Raw genomic sequence first — 18,837 nt, 5'->3', positions numbered from 1 at the left:
GGGAAACTGACGCTCTGCACGGCATATCTGCCGTGCTGAGCGGCAGAGTTTCACGTGAACGTGAAAGTCCTGAGGCCCGTGGGACGTGGAGGACTCAGACGGGTGTCGCGTGGCGGCGGCCCGGGACCGCGGCGAGGAGCTCGCGGGTGTACGGCTCGCGCGGCTGACGCAGGACCTCGGACGCCGGGCCCTGCTCGACCACGGCACCGTCCTTGAGGACGGCGATGTGGTGGGCGAGCTGGGCGACGACGGCGAGGTCGTGGGAGACCAGCACGTACGTCAGGCCGAGGTGCGTCTGCAGCTCGCCGAGGAGGCGCAGGATCTGCGCCTGGACGCTCACGTCGAGCGCGGAGACCGGCTCGTCCAGGAACACGAGGTCCGGGCGTGCGGCCAGGGCCCGTGCGATCGCGACCCGCTGACGCTGCCCGCCGGACAGCTCGGCGGGGCGGCGGACGAGGTACGACGTCGGCAGCCCGACCTGCTCGAGCAGCTCCTCGGCCCGGGCCCGGCGTCCCCTTCGGTCGGCCAGGCGGAGGGAGACGAGCGGCTCGGTGACGCACTGCTCGACCGTCCAGCGCGGGTCGAGGGCGGAGAACGGGTTCTGCTGCACCAGCTGGAACCGGGCCCGCAGCGGTCGGAGCGCACCCCAGGAACGTCCCGTGACGTCCTCGCCGTCGAAGATCACCCGGCCATGATCAGGTGCCTCGAGGCCGAGCGCGACGCGCAGCGTGGTGGTCTTCCCGGAACCGGACTCGCCGACCAGCGCGAGCGTCTGCCCGCGCCGCGCGACCAGGGACACGTCGTGGACCGCCCGTACGCTGCGCGCGCCGCCGGCGAGGCGGGGGAGCGCGAACGACTTGCCGATCCCCTCGACGCGGAGCAGCGCCGGAGGCTGGTCACCGTCGTCGCGGCCGGAGTCGAGCGGCCCGACCACGGTCAGGCTCGGGGCGTCCTCGATCAGCCGCCGGGTCTGCGGTGCCGTCGGGTGCCGCAGCACCTGCTGCGACGGCCCCGTCTCGACGACGCGGCCCTGGTCCAGCACGACGACGCGGTCGGCGCGGTCGGCCGCGACGCCAAGATCATGGGTGATCATCAGCAGCGCGATGCCGCGGTCGGCGACGAGCCCCTCGAGGTGGTCGAGGATGCGCTTCTGCACGGTGACGTCGAGCGCGCTGGTCGGCTCGTCGGCGATGATCAGCCGCGGGTGGCCGGCGAGCGCGATGGCGATCAGCACCCGTTGCCGCAGGCCGCCGGAGAGCTCGTGCGGATACTGCCGGGCCCGGACGGCGGCGTCGGGGAGCCCGGCGTCGGACAGCGCCTCGACGACCTCGGCCGACACGGAACGTTCCGGGACGCCGCGGTGCCGGACGGCCTCGGCGACCTGCGCGCCGATCCGCTGGGTCGGGTTGAGCCCGACGGTCGGGTCCTGCGGCACGAGGCCGACGACCGAGCCGCGGATCCGGCGCAGCACCCGGTCGCGCGCGCCGGTGACGTCCTCGCCCTCGACGATCACCTGGCCCGACGTCACGACGCCGGCCGGCGGCAGCAGCCCGAGGATCGTCTGCGCGACCGTGGTCTTGCCCGACCCGCTGCCGCCGACGACGGCGACCGTCTCGCCGGGGTCGATGCGCAGGTCGACGCCGGTGACGGCCGGGGCGACCGTCCGGTGCCGGCGGTAGCCGACGTGCAGGTCACGCACCTCGACGACGGCGGTGCCGGGCGTGCTCCCGGCCGCCGTCACCGGACCTCCTCTAGCGTGCGGGCGACGTGGTTGAGGCTCAGCACGACCAGCCCCACGAACAGGCCCGGCAGCAGCGACACCCACGGTGCGGTGACCAGGTAGTCGCGGCCGCGGGCGATCAGCGTGCCCCACTCGGCGGCGGGCGGCGCGGCGCCGAAGCCGAGGAAGCTGAGCGCGGCGACCGACAGGATCGCCACGCCGAAGTCGAGGACCGCGAGCACGGCCACGGGTCCCCACGCGTTCGGGAGGACGTGGTGCAGCAGGATCCGGCTCCGGGTCGCGCCGCTCGCCCGTGCGGCCTCGATGTAGGGCAGCGTCTTGACGCGCAGGACCTCGGCCCGGGTCGTCCGGGCGAAGCCCGGCACGATCCCCACGCCGACCGCGATCGCCACCGGCAGCGTGCCGAAGCCGAGCGCCGTGACGACGGCGAGGGCCATCAGCAGGCCCGGGATGGCCAGCGACACGTCGACCACGCGCATCAGCACCGCGTCGACCCAGCCGCCGAAGAAGCCGGACAGCACGCCGAGGCCGAGCCCCGCGACGAGCGCGATGACGATGGCGCTGAGCGCGGCCTGGATGGTGAGGGTCGAGCCGAAGACCACGCGCGTGTAGAGGTCGCGGCCGAGCTCGTCGGTGCCGAACCAGTGCGCGGCGCCCGGCGGCGTCAGGCGGTCGACGGGGGCGGTCGCGTACGGGTCGTACGTGGTGAAGAGGCTCGGCGCGACGGCGGAGACGACGACGAGCACGACGAGGGCGACGGCGAGGACGAAGCCGGGTCGTCGCAGCAGCGCCTGGGCGCGCTGGCGGCGGGGCGAACGCTCCGCGGGGCTGGTCCGGACGGACGGGAGCCGGCGCCGGGGCGGGACGGGGTCCGCCAGGACCGGCGAGACGCTGCGGACGACGGGGGACACGGGGGAGACGTCGAGGGTCACGGTCGGACCACCTTCGGCGCGTGCACGACGCGCGGGTCGACGAGGGGGTACAGCAGGTCGACGAGGAGGTTGACCCCGACGAAGGCGACGGCGGCGACCACGACGATGCCCTGCACCACCGGGATGTCCTGCGCGAGGACCGACTCGGCCGCGAGCCGCCCGACCCCGATACGGGAGAAGACGGTCTCGACCGTCACCGCACCGGTCACAGTGGCGCCCACGAGCAGGCCGAGGATGGTCAGGGCCGGCAGGGCCGCGTTGCGGCTCGCGTGACGCAGCTGCACCTGGAAGCGCGACAGGCCCTTGGCCCGGGCGGTCGTGACGTACGGCTCGTCGAGGGTGTCGCGCAGGCTGCGGGTGAGGACCTGGGCCAGGCTCGCCGACGTCGGGATCGCCATCGTCACCGCGGGGAGCACGAGGCTGCGCCAGCCGAGGTTGCCGGTCGCCGGCACCCAGTGCAGCGTGAACGCGAAGACCTGGATGAGCAGCAGCCCGACCCAGAAGGTGGGGAGGGAGACCCCGAGCGACGGCAGCCGGGACAGCAGGAGCCGGGCCGGGCGCCACTGCACGTACGCGGCGAGGAAGGCGAGGGCCACGCCGCCGACGACGGCGAGGACGACGGCGACGAGGCTGAGCACCAGCGTAGGGGGGAGCCGGGACGCGAGGAGCTGCGTGACCGGCACGTGGGCGGTCAGCGACGTCCCCAGGTCGCCGTGCAGGGCGCGGACCAGCAGGTGCACGTACTGCAGGTGGACCGGCTGGTCGAGGCCGAACCGGGCCCGCGCGGCCGCGACCTGGTCGGGCGTGAGGGAGTCCAGCTCCACGTTGTTGGCCGCCAGCATCAGCGCGACCGGGTCGCTGGGCAGCAGGTAGAGCACGACGAAGGTGACGGTGTAGGCCGCCCAGAGCACCAGCAGCGCCTGGGCGACCCGACCGACGACGTAGCGGAGCATCAGCTGTCGAGCCAGACGTCGTAGAAGGAGCCGAACGACTCCGACGTCCAGCGGAACCCGTGCACCTTCGGCGAGAGGCCCGCCTGCTGCACCCGCTCGAACACCGGGAAGCTGACCCCCTGCGTCACCAGCTGCTCCTGCAGCTCGGCGTAGACCTCGGCCCGCTCCTTCGCGTCCGTCTCCGCGATCCCGGCGTCGAAGAGGCTCTTGATCTTGGCTGCCGTCGCCGGGGTCTGGCTGTTCTGGGCCAGGGCCTTCGACCCCGAGATGGCCGGGTCGAGGATCCACTGCAGCACCCCCGGGTCCGCGCGGGTGTAGTAGGTGCCGATCAGGTCGTACGCGCCCGAGGTGATCACGGACGGCCGCTCGGCCACCGTGCTGACCTTGAGCTGGACCTCGATCCCGATCTGCTTCAGCTGGTCCTGCAGCAGGACGTCGCCGGGGGTCTCGGTGGTGATCGCCTCGACCAGGGTCAGGCGCTGCCCGTCCCTGGCCCGGATCCCGTCCGCCCCCGGCGTCCAGCCGGCCGCGTCGAGCAGGCGCTTCGCCCCGTCCGGGTCGTAGGCCAGCGCCGCCGCCTGCGAGACGGCGTACGGGGTGGTCGTGTCGTACGGGCCCTGGACGACCGGGTAGTCGGCGCCGTAGATCGTGTGCGCGTACGTCGCGCGGTCGATGCCCTTCTGCACCGCCTGGCGGACGGCGGCGTCGGCGAGCGGACGCCCGGGGGCGGTGTTGGGGTAGAGCGCGGACGCCGGGCCCGGGAGCGGCCGGCTCTGCACGCTGTCCCCGTTGCCCTCGAGCTGGGCGATCTGCTCGGGCCCGAACGGGTTGCGCGGCCAGGCGACGTCGATCGCCCCGCTGGTCAGGTTGCCGACGCGGACGCTGTCCTCGGCGACGTAGCTGATCTTGATGTGGTCGAGGTAGGCGTCGCCGGCGTGGGCGTTCAGCGCCGACGGCCAGGCGTAGCCGGGACGGCGGCTGAGGTCGATGCCCTCGGTCGGTCGGTAGGAGTCGAGCGTGAACGGCCCGGACCCGACGACCTGCCCGAGGCAGCGCTGCTCGGGGGTCTTGCTGTACGAGGCGGGCGACAGGATGGCGAGGTTGGTCGTCGACGTCGCCTGCAGGAACGCGGCGTTCGGGGTCGAGAAGCGGACCCGCACGGTGTGGTCGTCGATCACGTCTGTCCCGGCGTACCCGGCGGTGTAGACGCCCCCGTACGCGGTCGGGAGCTCCTTCAGCAGGGCCGCGTTCCCGTCGAACGCGGTCTTCACCGCGCTCGCGTCGAGCGGCGTCCCGTCGCTGAAGGTGACCCCGTCGCGCAGCGTGAAGGTGTAGCTCTTGCCCGAGCCCGCGACCTTCCAGCTCGTGGCGAGCCAGGGCACGATCTTGCCCGTCGCCGGGTCCTGGTCGGTGAGCGAGTCGGCGACGTTCCGGATGACCGTACGGTGCTCGATCCAGTACGTCTGGAAGGGGTCGACGCAGGCGAACGCGGTGTTGTCGGGCCAGAAGGCGAGGTCGAGCGTGCCGCCGCTGCGGGGGACGCCGCTCGGCGACACCGACCCGGCTCCTGTGGTGCCCGCGCCGCAGCCGGCCGCGAGCAGCACGGTCGACAGGGCGGCGGCGGCCACGGCGACGAGGCGGGCTCGTCGGCGGGGACGGAGGGACGGGAGGCGGGTCACGAGAGGTCTCCTGCGGTGGGGTCGGGCCTGAGGTCGTCGAGGGAGCGGCGGCCGGCGAGCAGCAGTGCGGCGTCGTCCTGCGGCGGGTGCGGGCGGGCGCCCTGGACGTCGCGGAAGTGCCGTTCGAGCGGGTGGTGGCGGGTGAGCGCGGGGTTGCCGATCGCGGCCAGGGCCGTCTGCACGGCGGTCGTGGCGGCGCGGGTGGTGAGGAGCTTGGCCACGCCGGCGCGGCGGGCGGCGTCCGGGTCGCCCGTGTCGAAGCGGGACGCCAGGCCGAGCAGGAGCTCCTCGGCGCCGACGAGCTGCGCCTCGATCTCGCCGGCCACGGTCTGGATGCGTTCCGTGGTGGCGATGGGGCGGCCGAGCGAGGTGGGCACGCGTTCGTGGGCGAACCGCACGAAGAAGCGTTGCGCCGCCCGGCCGACCCCGACGTAGAGCGCCGCGATCGCGAGCCCAGTCGGGCTGCCGGCGGAGAGCTCGCGGGGGAGCTCGGAGTGCCGGGTGCCCCTGAAGTTCTCGAACGGGATCTCCACGTCGGTGTAGACCACGTCGTGGGTGCTGGTCGCGCGCATGCCCAGGTGGTCCCAGGTCTTCTCGATCCGGATCCCGGGGCTCTCCGCCGGGACGATCGCGTGCGCGAGCAGCGGGTCGGCCTCGTCGGTCGCCGCCCAGACCAGGTGGTACGCCAGCCCCTCGGACCCGGTGGCGAAGCCCTTGTGGCCGTTCAGCACCCAGCCGTCGGCGGTGCGGCGGACGGTGGTCGACGGGAGGCCGCCGCGGGCCGGGGCGCCCCACTCGGGCTCGGCGCGGACGGCGTTCAGCAGCACCGGCCGGTCGAGCGAGTCGGCGACGACCGAGGCGTAGAGGTCCTCGGGCCACCACGGCGTCGCGCTCTGCTGCGCGTGCTGGAACACGGTCATGGCGGCGATCAGCGCGACCGACGGGTCACCGGCGCCCAGGGCACCGAAGACGCGGACGGCGTCGACCGCGGTGAGCGTCGTGCCGCCGTACGCGGGGCCGATGCCGAGTCGGAGGAAGCCGGCGTCGTGCAGCACCTGCAGCGGGACCCAGGGGAACTCGGCGCTGCGGTCGTACTCCTCGGCGGTGGCGGCGAGGGCGTCACGGACGCGGGCCAGGTGGTCGTCGGACAGGTCGACGGTCGGCAAGGCCGGTCTCGCGCGGCCCGGCGAGAGCCGCTGGTCGGTGAGCGTCACGCCTGCACCAGCTCCCGGGCGGCTTCACGGACAGGGAGCGGCGGCTGGTCGACGACCTCGCCGCGCCGGCCCGTCGCCCGCCGGTGGGCGAGCTCCTGACGGACCAGCGGCAGCACGTACCGGCCGTAGTCGATGGCGTCGTTGAGGTTGTCGTAGCCGCGTACCGACACCAGCGACGCGCCCAGCTCGACGTAGTCGAGGATCGCCGCGGCGACGGTCTCGTAGCTGCCGACCAGCGCGGTCGAGGCGCCGGCCCCGTTCGTGGCCTTGGCCGTCCGGGTCCACAGCGCCCGGTCGTGCCGCTCGCCACGTTCCGCGATCTCCAGCGCGCGCTGGGAACCGACGTTCTGCGGCGCGCCCGCGCCGAGCAGCCGACGGGGGAAGAACGACCCCGAGGCGTACGTCTGCTCGATCGTCGCCAGCGTGCGGTGCGCCTTCTCCCAGGCCAGGTCGTCCGTGGCCGCGACGATCGGGCGGAACGTGACCCAGGTCCGTGGGACGTCGGTGCGCCCCGCCGCCCGTGCGGCCGCGGCGACCCGCTCGATCTGCTCGCGCGTCTCGGCCAGCGGCTCGCCCCACAGCCCGAAGATGTCGCCGAGACGGCCGCCGACGCGGTACGCCGCCTCCGACGAGCCGCCGATGGACACCGGGATCGGCCCGCCCGAGTAGGTCGGGAAGCCCGGGCCGAAGTCGGTGAACCGGTAGTAGCGACCATCGTGGTTCCACGGCTCGCGCTCGGTCCAGGAGCGCTGCAGGATCTCGACGTACTCCTCCGAGCGGTCGTACCGCTCGTCCTTGGTGACGAAGTCGCCCTGCCTGGCCTGCTCGGCGTCGCTGCCGCCCGAGATGATGTGCACCACCGCACGGCCCTCGGAGAGCTGGTCCAGCGTGGCCAGCTGCTGGGCCGCGACGGTGGGGTAGATCGTGTTCGGTCGGAGCGCGATGATCGGCCGGATCCGTTCGGTGTGCTGCGCCACCGCGGCGGCGACGGTGAACGGATCGGCGGTGCTCGAGCCGTACGGCGCCAGCGTGTAGTCGAAGCCGCCGTCCTCCAGCGCGCGGGCGTAGCGCTTGAGGTACCGGAGGTCGACGCCGCTGCCGGGGCGCGGGTTGAGCTCGTCGGCCTCCCGGACGTTGATCAGGCTGATGAATTCGACCTCGGGCTGGTCGGCCGGAGTGGTCGACGGGGCAGGGGTGTGCGGCATGGAGGTTCCTCGAGGGGTGCGACCGCGTGCGGTCGGGACGGGCGTGAGCGAGCAGGGCGGACGCGGAGGTCCGTGGCGCAGGGCCCGGCCGGAGTCCTCAGAGGGGCTCCGGGTGGTCGGTCAGCGGGCGCGCAGCAGGGTCAGAGACATCGGGGACCGCGCACGGCGGCGCCCGGCATCTCGACCGGAACCACCCGTGCAGCGCTGACGGCGCGGTCCGGTGCGTGTTCCATAGCAAGAGACTAGGGAATGTCGGGTGAGAGTTCCAACCGCGATCGGTGATGGGTTCGCATCAGGGTTCGCGATGGGTGTGCCGGTCGGCCGACAGCTGACCGCGTACGCCCGCGCCGCTCGCCCGCCTGCGCCCCACCCGGAGCTCTTTGCTCGCTTTTGCCGCCTTTGCTCGTGTTGCAGCACGAGCGAACGCCACAAGGTCGAGCGAACGTGGGGCAGGAGTCGGTGCGGGGGAGTGCAACGGGTGCAGCGAGGCGAGGGCTGCGCCGCGTGAACGCGGCAGGATGGGCAGGTGTCCGACCAGATCGAGCTGTTCGCCGTGCCGACGCCGACGCGTACGGACCCGGGTCGCTGCCGGGTCCCGACCCGGTTCGGGTCGGTGAAGCCGTGCGGGCGGACCGCGGAGGGGACGGCGGCCGAGTGGACCGCACCCCTCGACCCCGCGGCCCGGCTGGGCTCGTGCCAGGAGTGCGCGGACGTCTTCGGGCTCGTCTTCACCCCGTTCTAGGTGCCGGCCAGGGGCCCTTCGCTCAACACCTGAGGGCTTGACGGCTTAGCGACGACCGACGCAGCCGCGGCTCGCCCTACCGGTCGTCGGCGTCCGTGATCCTCGCGACGCCGTTCCGGTAGGCCCAGACCACGGTCTGCAGCCGGTCCCGGGTGCCGATCTTGGCCATCGCCCGGGTGAGGTGGGACTTCACCGTGCTCGTCTCGATGAACAGCTCGCGCGCGATCTCCTCGTTGGACCGGCCCTGCGCGAGCACGCGCACGATGTCGGCCTCGCGGGCGGTCAGCCCGGCGGGCGCGGCGCCCGGCTCGGGTACGGCGTGCCGGCGCGCGAACTCGGCGATCACCCGCCTCGTGACCGCCTGGTCCAGGAGGCCGGCGCCGGCGGCCAGCCGGCGTACGGCGTCGACGAGCTCGTCGGGCTCGGCGTCCTTGAGCAGGAACCCGCTGGCGCCGGCTTCCAGGGCGCCGAAGACGTACTCGTCGAGGTCGAAGGTGGTGACGACGAGCACCGCGGGGGCGTCGGGGCCAGCGGCGAGGATGCGCCGGGTCGCGGCGAGGCCGTCCCCGCCGGGCATGCGCACGTCCATGCAGACGACGTCCGGACGCGTCCGGGCGACGACCGCCACGGCATCCGGTCCGGTGGAGGCCTCGCCGACCACCTCGAGGTCGCCCTCGCTCTCGAAGATCACTCGGAAGCCGGCGCGGATGACGGCCTGGTCGTCGACCAGCACCAGGCGGATCATCGGAGGCCCGCGTCCGCGTCGTCGAGGGCCGTGCCGGGTCCGGGCCGGGGGAGGAGGAGGGCGACGCGCCAGGCCGGACCGGGGACGGGTCCCGCCTCCAGCACCCCGCCGACCAGAGCCGCCCGCTCCCGCATGCCGGCGAGCCCGAAGCCGACCCGCACCCCGGGGTCTGGGACGGGCGTCGCTGCTGGGTCAGGGCTGCCGCTCACGACGCACAGCCGTACGGCGTCGTCGGTGTAGGTGAGCGTGACGACGACCTCCTGCTGCGGGGCGTGCTGCCGCGCGTTGCTGAGCGCCTCCTGCGCGACGCGGTAGGCGGTCACGTCGGCGACGGGGGCCAGCGGAACGGGCGTGCCGACCACCTCCAGCCGAACCGGGTCGCCGAGCCCCCGCGCGGCGTCGATCAGGCCGGGCAGCACCGCCAGGCCGGGGACGGGGTCGAGGTCGAGGGCCCCGGCGGTGCCCACGGCGCCGGTCCCGCCGCCGTGCTGCCGGAGGACGCCGACCACGGCGCGCAGGTTGTCGAGGGCCTGGCGGCCCTGGGCGCGGACCTCGAGGACGGCCCGCCGGGCGGCCTCCGGGTCGGCGCCCACGAGCCGCTCGGCGGCGGAGGCCTGGACGAGCAGGCCGGTCAGGTGGTGCGCGGCGACGTCGTGCAGCTCGCGCGCCATGCGCAGGCGCTCGGCCTCGACCGCCCGCCGGGTGTCGGCCTCTCGGCCCGCCTCCACGGCCGCCGCCCGCGCCTCGAGCAGCGCGACATTCTCCCGCCGGGTCGCGACCGCGACCCCCGCTGCCGCGGCCGCCACGCAGAGCAGCACCACGGCGACGGCCGACACCACCCAGGTGCCCGTCCCTGGGACGGTCCCGGCGGCCGCCCGGCCCGGCAGCGCCGCTCGCAGCGCCAGGTCGACGAGCGGCGTGCCCACGACCTCGACGACCAGCGCGAGCGCGCCCCAGCCCACGAGCCGGGCCAGCGGCAGGCACGTCCCGGCGGTGTAGAAGGCGACCAGGCCGGCGACGCCGCGGACCGTCGCCTGGTCCGCCACGGTGGCGCTGAGGAGCACCTGCAGCACCGCCACCAGCAACAGGCAGGCGGCGGGCCGGACGCGGCGTACGGCGAGAGCCAGGGACTGCGCGGCCGCGACGACCAGGAGCAGGGCGTGCTGCACCGGGGTCAGCCGGACGTCCAGCTCGCTCGCGAGCGGGCCGGTCAGCGCGGCCAGCCCCGCGACGGTGAGGGCGGCGACGACGACGGCGAGGGCGGTGTCCCGCGCGAGCACGGTCCGCAGCCCGGCCCGGTCCAGCCGGGCGTCGAGCCGGCCGTGCGTCCGCACCTCGGTCACCCGCTCAGTATCCGTACGCCGTGCCCGCGATCAGGACGTCGCCGCCCCGGGACGGGCCCACCGGAACGAGCGGGCGGCGACCAGCGCAACGACGACGAGGGCGACGACGAGCCAGCCGACCCAGCCCAGGACCGAGGGCGCGACGCCCGCTGCGCCGGGCACGAAGACCGCGAGCAGCGTCCCGCCGCTCGCGTTGAGGGCACCGTGCGCGAACGCGGACGGGTAGACCGACGCCGATCGCAGCCGCAGCCAGCCGAAGAGCACGCCCATCAAGATCGTCGTGACGGTCATCATGATCAGCGCGGACGGGTTCGTGGTGCCGTAGTTGTAGCCGAGCAGCACGAGCGGCGCGTGCCACGGACCCCAGACCAGCCCGGAGAGCAGCAGCGCGCGGCCGGTCCCGAGGGGGCGCAGCGCCGGCAGCAGGAAGCCGCGCCACCCGATCTCCTCGCCGAGCGCCGCGACGGTGACGAGCAGGCCGAGCAGCTGCATGGAGACGAGGGAGGGCCAGGTGCCGGGCGCCAGGTGCACCGGGGTCACGCCGAGGACCCAGGCGAGACCGATGGCCAGCAGACCGAGCACCTGCACGCCCACGAAGCCGAGCAGGGCGTAGCCCGCCGTACGCCGCCACGGCCGGACGGGGGCCAGCCCCAGGAACCGGGCCGGTCGGGCCGGCCGGACGACGACGAGGGTGGCGACCAGGGCGGCCAGCGTCGGGGTGAGCATCACGGCGAGCCCGAGGGGCAGGAAGAGCGGGTTCGCCAGGCCGCCGCTGCGCCACAGCGGCAGGGCGATCAGCCAGCCGCCGCCGTACGCCACCAGCAGGAAGGTGACGACGGCGGCCCAACGGACGCGGGGTGCGGGTGGTGCAGCCAGGTCGGTGGAAGGGTCGGCGGGAGGAACGGCCCGTTCGTTTTCGGTGATCATGATCATCACGCTAGGCAGGCGCGGCCGCCGACGCATCGCGCGCAGGTCGGCACCCCGCCTCCTCCGAAGGTCGGAGACGGGGTGCCGGGCTCAGTTCTGGCAGGGCACGTTCGACAGGCCCTTGGCCCCCCGGCTGTTGTCGCAGCCGGCGACGTTCCCGTCGTTGACGTAGGGCAGGTGGACGACGTAGCCGGGCGGCGGGCCGACGGCGACGGCGTTGTCGTAGACGACGTTGTCGAAGCCGTAGCTGCCGTCGTCGGTGTTCCAGATCTGGATCGCGTCCTCGGGGCTGTTGCTGCCCTTGCTCCCCGCCACGACCCAGCCGCTGCCCATGATCTGGATCAGCGAGTCGGCGTCGTCGGCGGTGATCGTCGACCCGTCCATCGTGTTCTTCCACATGGTGCCGTCGTTGGTGCCGGCCTTGGCCTCGATCGACTCCGCCGTGTTGTTCTTGATCACGTTGTAGGCGACGACGTTGCGGTCGCTGTTGTCGGGCTGGCAGTTGTTGTACTTGCACCAGTTGCCCTGCGCGGTGCCGATGTAGACGCCCTCGCCGTAGTTCTTGGCGTTCAGCCCAGTCGTGTCGACGCTGTTGCCGATCACCGTGCTGTCGGTGGTCATGTTCTTCAGGTGGATCGCCTCGTCGCCGATCCGCTCGACCCGCATGTCCGCGATCGTGACGTTCTTCGCGTACTGCACGGAGACGCCCTTCTGCACGTTGCGGACGGTCATGCCGGCCAGGACCACGTTGTTGGCCCCGTTCACCTGGAACCCGTAGCCCTTGGTGAAGTCGTTGTTGTCGAAGACCGCGGTGTCGGGCCCGCAGATCCACATCGGGTTGGCGGCGGTGGCCTTGGTGTTGATCAGGTAGCCGGAGCCGTAGCTGCCCGGGTTGAGCCTGATCACCGTGCCGGACGTGCCCGCCTTGATGGCCGTGAGCAGCTGGGCGCGCGTCGAGACCGTGACGGTCGCCGTCGGGCACTTCGCGTAGCGGTAGGCGAAGGTCGCGTACGGGTCCCCGCCCGTGGTCAGCACCGCCGCGTTCGAGGCGGGCGAGTCGTTCCCCGACGTGTCCCGGGCCACGACCGTCCAGGAGTAGCTCACCCCGTTCGCCAGGCCGACGTCGGTGAAGGACGTCGTGGCCGGGTCGGTCGTGCCGACGAGGACGGCGGTCGAGGAGCCGGCCGTACGCCGGAGCAGCCGGTAGGAGGCGACGTCGCGCTCCGCGTTCTTCTTCCAGAGCAGCTTCACGCCGCTGCGGACGGGCGTCTCCGTCAGGGCCTGCGGCGCCGCCGGGGCGTAGATGTCCGGGGCAACGAAGGCGTCGAGGCTGATGCCCTTGCCGGTCGACGCGGCGTTCTTGGTGCCGGTCCACGCGATCCGGATGGTGTGGCCGGTCTCGCTCAGGCCCTTGACCTCGAAGACGGTCTGCCCGGTCTTGGTGCCCGCGCTGTAGAGGTCGACGCTCTCCTGCTTGCGGCCGTCGATCCAGACGTCGGCGATGCCGGAGTAGGCGTTGGTCCGGGTGACCCACCGGATGCCGCTCGTCGCGAACGACATCTCGGCGTAGCCCGTGCCGGTCAGGCTCGAGATCGAGCCGCCGCTGTCGTACGTCGAGGACGCCTTGGTCCAGTCGCCCTGCTGGGTGACGCTCGGGCTGCCGTCCTCGTAGGTGCCGGCGGGCAGGGCGGTCATCGGCACCGTCGTCGTGATGATCTCCGAACGGGCGGACTCGGTGCCGCTCGTGTTGAGGGCGGTGACCTGGTAGCGGTAGGTCGCGCCCGGCTGCAGGCCGGTGTCGACGTAGTCGGTGTCGTCGGCCGGCTGGGTCCCGACTGCGGTCAGGTTCCCGGTGGCCGCCCCGCGGTAGACGCGGTAGCTGCTGACGTCGGCCTCCGGGCTCGCGGTCCAGTCCAGCTGCACCCCGCCAGGGACGGGCGTCGGCGCGACGTCGCGCGGTGCGGCCGGCGGGAAGACGTTGGGCGCGAGGAAGGCGTCGAGCAGGATCTGGGTGCTGTTCGAGCTCGGGCTCTTGGTCCCGGTGCGGACGATGCGGAGCGTGTGGGGCGTCTCCGGCAGGCCCTTGACCTCGTAGACGACCTGCTGGAACTTCGTCGAGGGCGAGTAGAGGTCGACGCTCTTCTGCTTCACGCCGTCGAGGTAGACGTCGGCGATGCCGGAGTAGTTGTTGACCCGGCTGATCCAGCGGATGCCGCTGGTGTTGAACGAGACCTGGGCGAAGCCGGGCCCGTCCAGGGAGGAGTAGGAACCGCCGGAGTCCAGCTTGGAGGGGATGACCGACCACGTGCCGTCGAGGGTGACCTCCGCGCTGTCGTTCTCGTACGTTCCCGCGCCCTCGGGCTTGATCGGGATGGTGACCGACGCGCCCCGGGACGGCGCCGAGACGTTGCCGGAGGTGTCCGTGGCGACGAGGTCGTAGGTGAACGTGCTGCCCTGGGCCCGACCGAGCACGGTGGTGGTCGTCGTCCCGGCGGGGAAGGTGCCGACCGAGCGCAGGGTCGTGCTCGATCCCTCGCGCTCCCGGACCTCGTAGGTCGTGAGGTCCGGCTCGGTGCTCCTGGCCCACGTCAGGACGACGTCGGTCCCCGAGGCCACGGCGGTGAGGCCGGTCGGGGCCGCCGGTGCGACGAGGTCCGGGGCGACGAAGGCGTCGAGGGTGATGGTGGTGGCGCTCGCCGCCGGGTTCTTGGTCCCCGTCCAGACGACCCGCAACGTGTGCGGGCCGGCGGGCAGGTCCTTGACCTCGTACGCGACGTACTGGGCCTTCGCGGTCGCCGCGTAGAGGTCGACGCTGGTCTGCTTGACCCCGTCGAGGTAGACGTCGGCGATGCCGGAGTAGCTGTCGAGACGCGAGATCCAGCGGATCGAGCTCGTGCTGAAGGTGAGCTGCGCGTAGCCGGCCGCCTTGAGCGAGGCGTGGGCGCCGGCGACGTCCTGGGTGGAGCTGGTCGACGTCCACGGGCCGCGCAGGCCGACCGCCGGGTTCTTCTCGTCGTAGGTGCCCGCGCCGCGGGGCGTGATCGGCAGCTGCACGGACAGGGCCGACGACGCGGGGGAGACGTTGCCGGAGGTGTCGGTCGCCACGACGTCGTAGAGGTCGGTCTCGCCGGGCAGGCGGCCGGGGTCGGTGGCGGTGCGCACCTTGGCGGTCGTCGTCGCGATCAGGGTGCGGTCGCCGCGGGTCCCCACGCGGCGGAAGACCTGGTAGCTCTTCACGTCGCTCTCGGCGTTCGCGGACCAGGTCAGGGTCACGTCGTCGCCGGTGATCTTGGAGGTGAGTCCGCTCGGGGCCGCCGGTGCGACGACGTCGGGGGTGACGAAGGCGTCGAGCTGGATGCTCTTGCCCGAGGACTTCGCGTTCTTCTTGCCCGTGCGGACGATCTTGATCGTGTGCGTGCCCGCGGTCGGCAGGCCGGTCACCTCGTACGCGACCTGCTGCCGCTGGGTGGTCGGGGAGTAGAGGTCGACGGTCGCCTTCTTGGTGCCGTCGACGTAGACGTCGGCGATGCCCGAACCGCTGGTCTTGCGGGTCACCCAGCGGACGCCCGAGGTGGTGAAGGTCAGCTGCGCGTAGCCGGACGCGTTCAGGCGCCGGACCGAGCCGCCGGAGTCCTGGCTCGACTTCGACGTCTTCCAGCTGCCCTTGTACTTGATGACGGACGACGTGTTCTCCCACGTCCCCGCACCGACCGTGCTGGCCGCCTGCGCGGGGGCTGGGACCAGCAGAGCACCCACGACGGCGAGCGCGGTGACGGCGCCCGTGGCGGCGAGCCGCGTACGGGCCGAGGTGGGCCGGGCCTCCCTGGACCGTGCGTGCGTGGACGAAAGAGGTGCGGCGGAGCGCAAGAGACGGGGCCCTTCTCGACGACGAGCCGCCCCGACGGCTGCTGACCTGCTGACACCGGCGCGGCGCGACCTCCCGACGGTGGGAGCGGCCCTGCACTGGTGCGACGAGCGTAGGTGTTTGTCGGGGATGACGTTCGTCGGTCCGACAAAGCATGTGTGAGGTACCGCTGAGAATTCGCTGCGGATCCTTCAGCCGTGCGTGGCTGAGTCGAACTTCGAGAACCCTCACGGCGTTCTTAGGCGCTCGGGCATAACGGCCGTCCGAGCCGGAGCGATCACACCCCCGAGCAGCTGCTCAGGTCAGGACACGGCCCTCCGGGGCCGCTCGGGGTGCTTCGACTCGCCATGGAGGCGCCCGTGTCCCACCCCGCCCGCCCCGCCCGCCGTGCCGCGACCACCTGGTCGCGCCTCGCCGCCGTGATCGCCCTGCTCGCGGCGACCCTGCTGAGCGCGGCGCCCGCGCCGGCCGACGCGTACGAGCTGAAGTCGCCGTCGAGCCTCAAGGCGGTCGAGAAGACCACGACCTCGCTGACGGTGACGTGGAAGCCGATCGCCGACGCCGAGAACTACCGCGTGCAGTTCTCGACCTCCTCGAAGATGAAGAAGGCGAAGTACGAGCGGTCCGCCGACACCACCGCCACCCTCACCGGGCTGAAGAAGAGCACGACCTACTACGTGAAGGTCCGCGTCATCGACGCCGACGGCGACAACCTCTCGTCGTACTCCAAGGCGGTCAAGATCAAGACGCCGAGCAAGAACCCGACGCCGACCGAGCCGACGCCGACCCCGACGCCCAGCCCCTCGCCGTCGGCCACCCCGACGCCCACGCCGACCCCGACGCCCACCGCGCCGGCCGCGCCGCTGCGGGCCGCCAGCTTCAACATCAAGTGCGCGAACTGCTTCTCCGGCCTGCCGAACGAGGGTCGTTGGGAGGACCGTCGTCAGGCGGTCGTCGACACGATCCGCGGTCAGGACCTCGACGTGCTGGGCGTGCAGGAGGCGGGCCAGTCCTGGCTGAAGGGCCCGGACGGCAAGAGCCTCTCGCCCTCGCTCACCCAGTTCGAGGACCTGCGGAACCGCCTCGGCGGGTCCTGGACGCTCTCGAACGCCAACCGGAACAACTGCGTGAAGTCGACGACCCCGAGCAGCTGCGTCTACAAGGACCAGGGCGCCTCGCAGGACACGAAGATCCTCTTCGACGCCTCCCGGGTCCAGCTGCTCGACCAGGGGTCCAAGAAGCTCCCGTTCGTCGACCCCGACGACAACGACCGCTACGTCGCCTGGGCCCAGTTCCGCCAGCGCTCGACCGGCAACCGCTTCATGTTCGCCACGACCCACCTCGAGGGGACCAAGGACAAGGCCGGGTCGACCGCGTTCTACGACCTGCGCCGCACGCAGACCGAGGTGTCGATCGCCGCGGTGAAGGAGCACAACCCCGAGAACCTGCCGGTCGTGTTCAACGGCGACTTCAACTCGAGCCGCTTCGCCCACGACTACAGCCCCACCAACGCCCCGTACGACGTCCTCGTGAAGGCCGGCCTGGTCGACCCGCTCGGCGCCGCCTTCAGCACGACGAAGACCGCACCCGGCGCGACCGTCGGCAAGCGCATCAACACCTGGGTGGACAGCTTCAACGAGTTCAACCTCGTCGTGAACAACCACAAGCAGTGGATCAACGGCTCCTACATCGACTACATGTTCGTGTCGCCGTCGATCAAGGTGCCCGAGTGGGAGACGGTCGTGAAGATGGACGCGAACGGTCAGTTCGTCGGCACCATCCCGTCCGACCACAACATGATCCGGGCCTCCCTGGTCCTGCCGAAGACGAGCTGAGCGACGCCGTGAAGGGCCGCGGGCGGTGGTGATGTTCTCGAGGCCGACACACCGCGGCGCCTTGCGGCGAAATAGGGACGGGGCGGCGAAAAATGCTCGTATGTCGAGCGACCCGGTAGCCCTGCGGACCGAAGAGACGCCCTGCCTGCTCTTCCCCGAGCTGTTCGCCCAGGGCGGTGGGCTCCAGCGGTCGGTCCAGGAGCGGGCCAGCCTCTACGCCGAGCGGTGGGACCGGGTGCTGCTCCTCACCACCGGCTTCACGCCGAACTGGCACTCCGTGCCGGTCGCGCTCAAGGAGCGGGGAAGCCTGCACCCGCGGGTCAAGGTCCGCAACTTCTTCGCCCACAGCGACTGGATGCAGCAGCTCGGCGTCCCGCCGCTCGAGGCGTACGCGGTCGTCGGCGAGGACGAGGTCACCACTCGGGCGCAGAAGCTGAAGGGCCGTGAGCCGTTCCGCCTGGCCGACTTCCGGCCGGGCGAGCGCTTCCCCTTCCGGTTCCGCTACTTCGACACCGAGGGCCGCCCGTTCCTCACCACGTTCGTCAGCGGCGACACCAAGCAGGAGTCGCGTGGCGTCGACGCGGCCGGGAACCGCGTCGACTGGTACCGGGTGCTCGCCGACTGGGTCGACGCCAAGATCGCCGACGTGCCGCACCCCGTCCTGTTCTCCCTGAAGCGGGGGAGCAACGACCCCGTCCTGCTCAAGTCGCAGAAGGCGTACCGCAAGATCGCGTCGCTGCACAACTGCCACTACAAGGACCCCGACGACCGGTCCAGCGGCATCCGCCCGAGCTTTCGGACCCTCTTCGACCACGCCGACCAGGTCGACCAGATCGTCTGCCAGACCCAGCAGCAGCTCACCGAGCTGCGCGAGGACGTCCCGGGGATGCCGTTGAGCGCTATCCGTTACCCCGGTCGCGACGTGGGCCAGGAGCCGGTCGAGAAGGACCCGTCGCTGGTGCTGCTCGTGTCGCAGCTGATCGAGCGCAAGCGCATCGACCACGCGATCCGGGCGTTCCCCCTCGTGCTCGAGTCTGTGCCGGAGGCCCGGCTCGAGATCTACGGCCAGGGGCCGCTGAAGGACAAGCTCCAGGGGTTGATCGACGAGCTCGGCGTGGGGGAGTCGGTGACGCTCATGGGCTACTCGCTCACCGTCGGCGAGGCCCAGGCCCGCGCCGCCTGCGTGCTGCTGACGTCCACCTTCGAGGGCTCGCCGCGCGTCGTCACCGAGAGCATGAGCCGGGGCACGGCGGCGGTGTCGTACGACATCCGCTACGGCCCGCGCGACCTGATCACCCACGGCGTCGACGGCCTCCTCGTCGAGCGGCACGAGCCGGCCGCGCTCGCCGCGGCGATCGTCTCGCTGGTCAGCGACCCCGACCGGGTGGTCGAGATGGGGCGCCGGGCGGGGGAGATCGTCGAGCGGCACCCGGCCAGCGCCTTCGAGGAGGCCTGGTGCGAGCTCCTGATGGCGCCGCCGCGCAAGCCGGACGTCCTCAGCCGGGCCCGGAACCTCAAGAAGTGGGTCCGCAGCTCGCGGCCCGTCCGGCGGCTGCGTCGGATCTCGACCGCGCTCCCGGCCCCGTACGGGACCAGTCGCGAGAAGCGCTCCAGGACACGCACGTCGGCCTGACGTGCCGGGGCGACGCCGCCCGC

General features: G+C 72.6%; 13 protein-coding genes. 3 read left to right on the top strand and 10 right to left on the bottom strand.

Annotated features, from left to right (window positions below; genetic code table 11):
• Positions 1 to 94 precede the first annotated feature (94 nt).
• Genes FHX39_RS13980 through FHX39_RS13955 form a run of 6 tightly spaced genes read right to left on the bottom strand, consistent with a single transcriptional unit; the run spans position 95 to position 7,724 of the window.
• Positions 95 to 1,741, bottom strand: a complete 1,647-nt coding sequence (locus FHX39_RS13980) for a dipeptide ABC transporter ATP-binding protein (RefSeq protein ID WP_183339366.1) — start codon at positions 1,739 to 1,741, stop codon at positions 95 to 97.
• Complete coding sequence (locus FHX39_RS21285) at positions 1,738 to 2,673, bottom strand: ABC transporter permease (protein ID WP_332836833.1); 936 nt, start codon at positions 2,671 to 2,673, stop codon at positions 1,738 to 1,740. The genes FHX39_RS13980 and FHX39_RS21285 overlap by 4 nt, the downstream gene beginning before the upstream one ends.
• Positions 2,670 to 3,626 (bottom strand): ABC transporter permease, encoded by a 957-nt coding sequence (locus tag FHX39_RS13970; RefSeq protein WP_183339364.1) that lies wholly within the window; start codon positions 3,624 to 3,626, stop codon positions 2,670 to 2,672. The genes FHX39_RS21285 and FHX39_RS13970 overlap by 4 nt, the downstream gene beginning before the upstream one ends.
• Positions 3,626 to 5,305, bottom strand: a complete 1,680-nt coding sequence (locus FHX39_RS13965) for an ABC transporter substrate-binding protein (RefSeq protein ID WP_198423403.1) — start codon at positions 5,303 to 5,305, stop codon at positions 3,626 to 3,628. The genes FHX39_RS13970 and FHX39_RS13965 overlap by 1 nt, the downstream gene beginning before the upstream one ends.
• Positions 5,302 to 6,519: an acyl-CoA dehydrogenase family protein gene (locus tag FHX39_RS13960; RefSeq protein ID WP_183339362.1), complete on the bottom strand. Its 1,218-nt coding sequence runs from the start codon at positions 6,517 to 6,519 to the stop codon at positions 5,302 to 5,304. Before FHX39_RS13960 ends, FHX39_RS13965 begins: the two co-directional genes overlap by 4 nt.
• Positions 6,516 to 7,724, bottom strand: coding sequence for an LLM class flavin-dependent oxidoreductase (locus FHX39_RS13955; protein ID WP_183339360.1), 1,209 nt, complete (start codon positions 7,722 to 7,724; stop codon positions 6,516 to 6,518). The genes FHX39_RS13960 and FHX39_RS13955 overlap by 4 nt, the downstream gene beginning before the upstream one ends.
• A 526-nt stretch (positions 7,725 to 8,250) precedes the next feature.
• On the opposite strand from FHX39_RS13955, the gene FHX39_RS13950 reads away from it, so the two are divergent.
• A complete protein-coding gene (locus FHX39_RS13950; protein ID WP_183339358.1) occupies positions 8,251 to 8,466 on the top strand; it encodes a hypothetical protein in 216 nt (71 codons plus the stop codon).
• A 76-nt stretch (positions 8,467 to 8,542) separates the two neighbouring features.
• Here FHX39_RS13950 and FHX39_RS13945 read toward each other — a convergent pair whose 3' ends face one another.
• The 4 genes from FHX39_RS13945 to FHX39_RS13930 all read right to left on the bottom strand — a co-directional run bounded on the left by FHX39_RS13945 (position 8,543) and on the right by FHX39_RS13930 (position 15,237).
• Positions 8,543 to 9,211 carry a response regulator gene (locus tag FHX39_RS13945; protein WP_183339356.1) on the bottom strand — a complete coding sequence of 223 codons (669 nt, stop codon included), beginning with the start codon at positions 9,209 to 9,211 and terminating at the stop codon, positions 8,543 to 8,545.
• Positions 9,208 to 10,554: a sensor histidine kinase gene (locus FHX39_RS22200; RefSeq protein WP_183339354.1), complete on the bottom strand. Its 1,347-nt coding sequence runs from the start codon at positions 10,552 to 10,554 to the stop codon at positions 9,208 to 9,210. Before FHX39_RS22200 ends, FHX39_RS13945 begins: the two co-directional genes overlap by 4 nt.
• A 30-nt stretch (positions 10,555 to 10,584) precedes the next feature.
• Positions 10,585 to 11,481, bottom strand: a complete 897-nt coding sequence (locus FHX39_RS13935) for a CPBP family intramembrane glutamic endopeptidase (RefSeq protein WP_183339352.1) — start codon at positions 11,479 to 11,481, stop codon at positions 10,585 to 10,587.
• A gap of 90 nt (positions 11,482 to 11,571) precedes the next feature.
• On the bottom strand, positions 11,572 to 15,237 hold the full coding sequence (locus FHX39_RS13930; protein ID WP_183339350.1) for a fibronectin type III domain-containing protein: 3,666 nt from the start codon (positions 15,235 to 15,237) through the stop codon (positions 11,572 to 11,574).
• A 468-nt stretch (positions 15,238 to 15,705) separates the two neighbouring features.
• Between FHX39_RS13930 and FHX39_RS13925 the strand changes: the two genes are divergently transcribed.
• Together FHX39_RS13925 and FHX39_RS21815 are read left to right on the top strand one after the other, a co-directional pair.
• Positions 15,706 to 17,181: an endonuclease/exonuclease/phosphatase family protein gene (locus FHX39_RS13925; RefSeq protein WP_183339348.1), complete on the top strand. Its 1,476-nt coding sequence runs from the start codon at positions 15,706 to 15,708 to the stop codon at positions 17,179 to 17,181.
• A gap of 100 nt (positions 17,182 to 17,281) precedes the next feature.
• Entirely contained in the window at positions 17,282 to 18,814 is a 1,533-nt protein-coding gene (locus tag FHX39_RS21815; RefSeq protein ID WP_183339346.1) for a glycosyltransferase, read from the top strand.
• The last annotated feature ends 23 nt before the right edge of the window (positions 18,815 to 18,837 follow it).

The organism is Microlunatus antarcticus, from assembly GCF_014193425.1.
Classification (GTDB): domain Bacteria; phylum Actinomycetota; class Actinomycetes; order Propionibacteriales; family Propionibacteriaceae; genus Microlunatus; species Microlunatus antarcticus.
This window is presented reverse-complemented; position numbering and strand designations above follow the sequence as displayed.